This is a genomic window from Marinobacter sp. EN3 (genome assembly GCF_000475315.1).
GTDB classification, from domain to species: Bacteria; Pseudomonadota; Gammaproteobacteria; order Pseudomonadales; family Oleiphilaceae; genus Marinobacter; species Marinobacter nauticus.
The window spans coordinates 1-4,447 of sequence record NZ_AXCC01000098.1 but is presented as its reverse complement, the minus strand read 5'-3'; the positions used below and the strand labels follow the sequence as shown (position 1 = coordinate 4,447).

Sequence of the window (4,447 nt, the reverse complement as noted above, 5' to 3'; positions counted from 1 at the left end):
ACGGGATCACCAGACGCTTACTTTGGATCAGCCTACCCCCCTGTCTCTTTCATTGCCAGCCTCAGCCCGAGTCACAACCCAGCTCCTCAGGAACTGTAGCGCCCACGGGAAGCCGCCAGGAAATGCGGCTAAACCGTCACTCTACCAACGGCTCTAAACCGGGGAATCTGCCGAACCATATGAACCACACCGTCCTCGCATCGAGGGCACGGCCAGCTGCGTTGGGACTCCGAGCCATTCTTGACTTCAACATCGACCTCGGGTGGCTTTTGAAGGGCCTGACGAATGGCCGTCAGCTTGCGACGTCGGGTTCGGTTACTCAGATAACCAAAGTGACGAATCCGCATAAAGCCCTTGGGCAGGATATGCATGAGGAACCGTCGAACAAATTCCGCCCCTTCCAGTTGCAGGCTCTTCTGGCGCCCTCCTTCCCGGTAGTCCACATAGCGGATCATGATTCTGCCGCCGTCCTGTGACAACAAACGACCGTTACTGATAGCAATGCGGTGGGTGTAGCGAGCCAGGTAATCCACCACCGTCTCCGCCTGATTCAGACAAGGGCGGGCGTAAACCACCCAATCCTGCTGCATCACTTTTTTGAGTACGTCGTCGATGGCTTGAGGCTCCGTGAGTCTGTGCAATTCGCCGGTTCTGACCGATCGTCTGAGGGACGATACCATGCGGCCGCGAAAGCGGCGGGACAAGGCCCTGACGGGGAAACAGATATTGATGTTTAGCCTCATGCCATTCTCCGGCCTCTGTGAGCACCCCGCCCGGAATCAGGCAATGCACGTGAACGTGGCGACTCAGATTCTGCCCCCAGGTATGGAGCACGGCTGTCATGCCCAACTCACCCTGCAAGTGTTTGGTTGTATGGCCAAACTGACTGAGCGTATTCCAAACTGACTCAAACAGGCGACGGTAAACCACTTCCGGGTGCACCTGAACCCAGCCATTCAGGGCGTGGGGCAAGGTGAACACCAGGTGGAAGTAGGGTACCGGCAGTAGCGATCGACGCTGGCGCTCACACCACTGTTGGCTAGCCCGACTCTGGCATTGCGGACAATGCCGGTCCCGGCAACCGTAGTAATGCACGGTTCGTGCTTTGCAGTGATCACAACGCATTTCCATACCGCCCATCCGGGCTGTGCGGCAATCCATCAGTCGACTGCACACCTTGCGACGGTGGCGGTCCAATGAGTCGGTCGAGAGGAACTGGGTCAGTGCCGACTGGACCGTAACTGAACTGGCCATCACGCACCTCCCAGATCCGCGATCAAGTCCGCAGGCGAACGGTTTTGTGAGGATATTCCCGGCAACCAGTGCAGGTAGCGCTCCGTGGTGCGCAGATCACTGTGCCCAAGATATTTCTGTAACTCGTTGAGCGGTACACCATGTTCCAGCTGATGGGTCGCATAGGCGTGGCGCAGTGCGTGTATCCCTCCGCGTCTTTGCACGCCGCTGAGTCGCTTGGCGTGACGATAAACCTTCTGGGCCGTGGTGGCGGTCAGGTGCTGACCAACCAGTACTTCACTCGGAAACAGCCAGAGTACCGGGCGGCCAAGGCACCAGTACGCTCGCAATACATCGAGTAGCACGTCAGTCAGGGGCACCATGCGATCCTTACCGCCCTTGCCCTGATGGATGTGAAGCAGGTGGCGCTCCCCGTCGATGTTCTTCACTTGCAATGCCACGGCTTCACTCACTCGCAAGCCGCAGCCATACGTGATCAACAGCAAGGCCCGATGCTTGGGGTTCTTGGTGGCTCCCACTATCCTTGCAACGTCCTGACGAGTCAGTAACTCAGGAATGCGCTGTGGTCGCTTGGGCAGCACCAGGTTCACGTCGAAGTCTGCCCAATGCAGCACCTGCAGATACAAAAACCGAATGCCATGCAGGTAAAGCCGACAACTGGCCGGCGCCAGGGAACGTTCCTGGACGAGGTAATTAAAGTAGGTCTGCAGCTCCCCGACCTCCAACTGGTCCGGGGATCGACGATAATATCGAGCCAGATCCGCGACTACATAGAGATAACTTTTTTGGGTCTGCGGGGAAAAACCATGCTGACGCATGGTCTGGATCATAGCCTGACGTAAGGGGGTCATGGCGGCATCTCCTCTTTGAAAAGCCCACTTGGGCCATTCAAAAGTATCCTCCAATCACCTCCATTCCGGGGAGTTTCTCAGTATCACCGCTACCGCGGAGCGGTTTAGTTCAACGCCCGCCATCACCGGTGACAAAACCGGCGCGAAGCAGAGGTTTTGGCATCCGGTGCATGGCTTGGTTATGCGCTCTCACGGATGGCACGAATATCCTCGATATCCACCGGCCGTGAGAGCGCAGATTTATACCGGATCAGATCTTCCTTCAGCATAAGGGGAAGCTCAAGACCCAGCAAATGCACCGTCGCATAGCGAGAAAAATCTATGTTGAGTGGAACCCACGTCTCGTTGCCTGCATCGAAGATTCGCGGACAGTCAGCGTTACCTACCTCCACTTTGATGCCTTCATACTTAAACTGGACGTAGGTTAGATCCCAGCCTTCCTCTTGGCGGTGAGCGGCGGCCTTGGATACAAATTCCTGGCCGGCCTGAACCACTGACGAAAAGTGCTCACAAGGGACGAAAAGGTCGATGTCATTCAGATCACGCTCAGAGCCATATCCCTTTGCAGCGAGTCCCCCACAGATCAGAAAAGGGATATTCCTATCTCTTAGTAACCCTACAATCCATTGGACTGCCAAATGATGCACGCCTCCTCCTTTTGCGCATAACGCCCGCAGCACGCGCGGCTTTGTAGTGAAGGCGAAGCCGCAACGAAAAAGCCGTCGCTGTGCCTGCGCTTGTTAGAGGTCATAGTGCGCAAAAGCTCTGGCCACCTTGCCGGAAGAGCCGAAATGAAACACTTCCGCCGAAAGTCCTAAGACTCCCTCATAAACAAGGGTGACACTATTTGCTCCACGAAGGACGTGAAGCAAGTTGAATTCGAGGTCGGGATATTTTTCGAGTGCACCTGACCAATATTCCCCGACAGCATCTTTGCCCCGAAGCACACCGGAAGATTCTCCTGTGAGCTTGGTTATGGCTGGAGATGACATTTCAAATTCTTCCTCATAGTGTGAAAGAATTTTATCTAAATCATGCGCATTCCATGCGGACACCCATTCCTGAGCAAATTGCTGAGCCTGATGCTTTTCCATAGTTTTCTCGGACCTCTAACGCCCTGGCTTTGCGGCGTGCCGGAGCGCCAGCGCAGGCGCGTCCGACAACAGCCACTTGTTATGTTCTCAGTTGCTTGAAGTACCATTCGGCCTGGCCCCACTCAAGGTCCTGTTCCATGCGCCAATCAAAAGGTCGAGGATGCCGGTGGTGATCAACTAAGTATTGAAGGTGTTGGTGGGCAATTTCTGGATCGTAAACTCTCCAGACCAAGCGTCGAGTTTTGTTCCAGGTTTCTCTGACAAGGAACAAAGCGTTTCCACCTGCTTTGATTTCTTCGTCTAATTTGTCGCAGAACGGATCGACAATTTCTCTTTCTTCCTCCGAGGGCATTCCATTTTCGACTGTTTCCTCAAAGTCGATGATTACCGAAAGGTGCCACCCGAAAATCTGTTTATGCTCAAAGTCACTGAGTGCAGAATTGAGCATCCCAATACACGGCAAGCTGTCCTCTTTCCATTCCATCAGCGTATAGGACTCCTCAGGGAGGACCACACGCACCTCATTTTCTTTGAGAGGCTCTTCCTTTTTTCTTCCAAACAACTTCCCTAGCACAACATTTCTCCTGGAACATAACGCCTGCAGCATGCGCGCCCATGGAGTGGAGCCGAAGGCGCAATGTAATGGGTGTCGCCGTGCCTGCAATTGTTAACCAATCCAAAAACCAAATCTAAATTTTCCTTTGCTCGAAGAGTTCGTCGAGCTCGGTTCGTTTTTCTTTGAGGAAGTTCTGAAACTCTGCCTCACTTAGCTGATCGCAATTATATTTCAGGTAGCTCATGCCGAAGTTCGGTGTCATTACAGTGAGTACCATACTCTGTCTATCTAATCTAAAGTCGAAATAATCCTCACGGCTATTTTTAAGGCCAAAGGAGATTTCGGTGCTGTTTTTTTGAACTTTTTGAACATCATAAATATACCCGACTCCAGCGGCATCTTGATCTTGAGAATCGACGAGATGACCGGCGGTAATATATTGATTGCTTTCATTATATTTGAATACAAAATACGAGTATCCAGTCACGGGATTTTTGAATTCCTCGGTGGACTTGCACGCAATAACCATGTGGTCCGCCAGTTTCTGCTTCAACTCCGCCTTCTTATCGTCAGCGCAACCGCTTAGAGCTACGATGGCACCGGCCAAGAAATACCCGAAAACAGTGAGCTTTTTTCCTTTGAGCACGAGCACCCAATCTCCTTTTCTCTGGTTAACGCTGAGCTTAGCGGCG

Annotated in this window: 6 protein-coding genes and 1 pseudogene; all 7 read right to left on the bottom strand. The window is 53.2% G+C overall.

All coding sequences use genetic code 11. The features are described from left to right. Nucleotides 1–128: 128 nt before the first annotated feature. Nucleotides 129–743 (bottom strand): transposase, encoded by a 615-nt coding sequence (locus Q675_RS38545; protein ID WP_023012303.1) that lies wholly within the window; start codon nt 741–743, stop codon nt 129–131. A gap of 46 nt (nt 744–789) precedes the next feature. Beyond that, a pseudogene (locus tag Q675_RS38540) lies at nt 790–1,254 on the bottom strand (transposase zinc-binding domain-containing protein); the annotation flags it as partial. Then, nucleotides 1,254–2,105 carry a tyrosine-type recombinase/integrase gene (locus tag Q675_RS37600; RefSeq protein ID WP_031211963.1) on the bottom strand — a complete coding sequence of 284 codons (852 nt, stop codon included), beginning with the start codon at nt 2,103–2,105 and terminating at the stop codon, nt 1,254–1,256. The gene Q675_RS37600 and the pseudogene Q675_RS38540, both read right to left, overlap by 1 nt. 179 nt (nt 2,106–2,284) lie before the next feature. After that, nucleotides 2,285–2,752 carry a nucleotidyltransferase gene (locus Q675_RS37595; protein ID WP_023012300.1) on the bottom strand — a complete coding sequence of 156 codons (468 nt, stop codon included), beginning with the start codon at nt 2,750–2,752 and terminating at the stop codon, nt 2,285–2,287. 93 nt (nt 2,753–2,845) lie between these two features. Then, complete coding sequence (locus Q675_RS37590; RefSeq protein ID WP_022992362.1) at nt 2,846–3,199, bottom strand: nuclear transport factor 2 family protein; 354 nt, start codon at nt 3,197–3,199, stop codon at nt 2,846–2,848. Between the two features lie 79 nt (nt 3,200–3,278). Further along, complete coding sequence (locus Q675_RS37585; RefSeq protein WP_022993453.1) at nt 3,279–3,773, bottom strand: DUF695 domain-containing protein; 495 nt, start codon at nt 3,771–3,773, stop codon at nt 3,279–3,281. A 115-nt stretch (nt 3,774–3,888) separates the two neighbouring features. Then, on the bottom strand, nt 3,889–4,447 hold a 559-nt coding region (locus Q675_RS37580; RefSeq protein ID WP_036193901.1), incomplete at its 5' end, for a hypothetical protein.

Bases quoted from the DNA above. Each gene is read 5' to 3' on its own strand.
- Q675_RS37600 (WP_031211963.1), bottom strand. From the start codon at position 2,105: ATGACCCCCTTACGTCAGGCTATGATCCAGACCATGCGTCAGCATGGT.
- Q675_RS38545 (WP_023012303.1), bottom strand. From the start codon at position 743: ATGAGGCTAAACATCAATATCTGTTTCCCCGTCAGGGCCTTGTCCCGC.
- Q675_RS37590 (WP_022992362.1), bottom strand. From the start codon at position 3,199: ATGGAAAAGCATCAGGCTCAGCAATTTGCTCAGGAATGGGTGTCCGCA.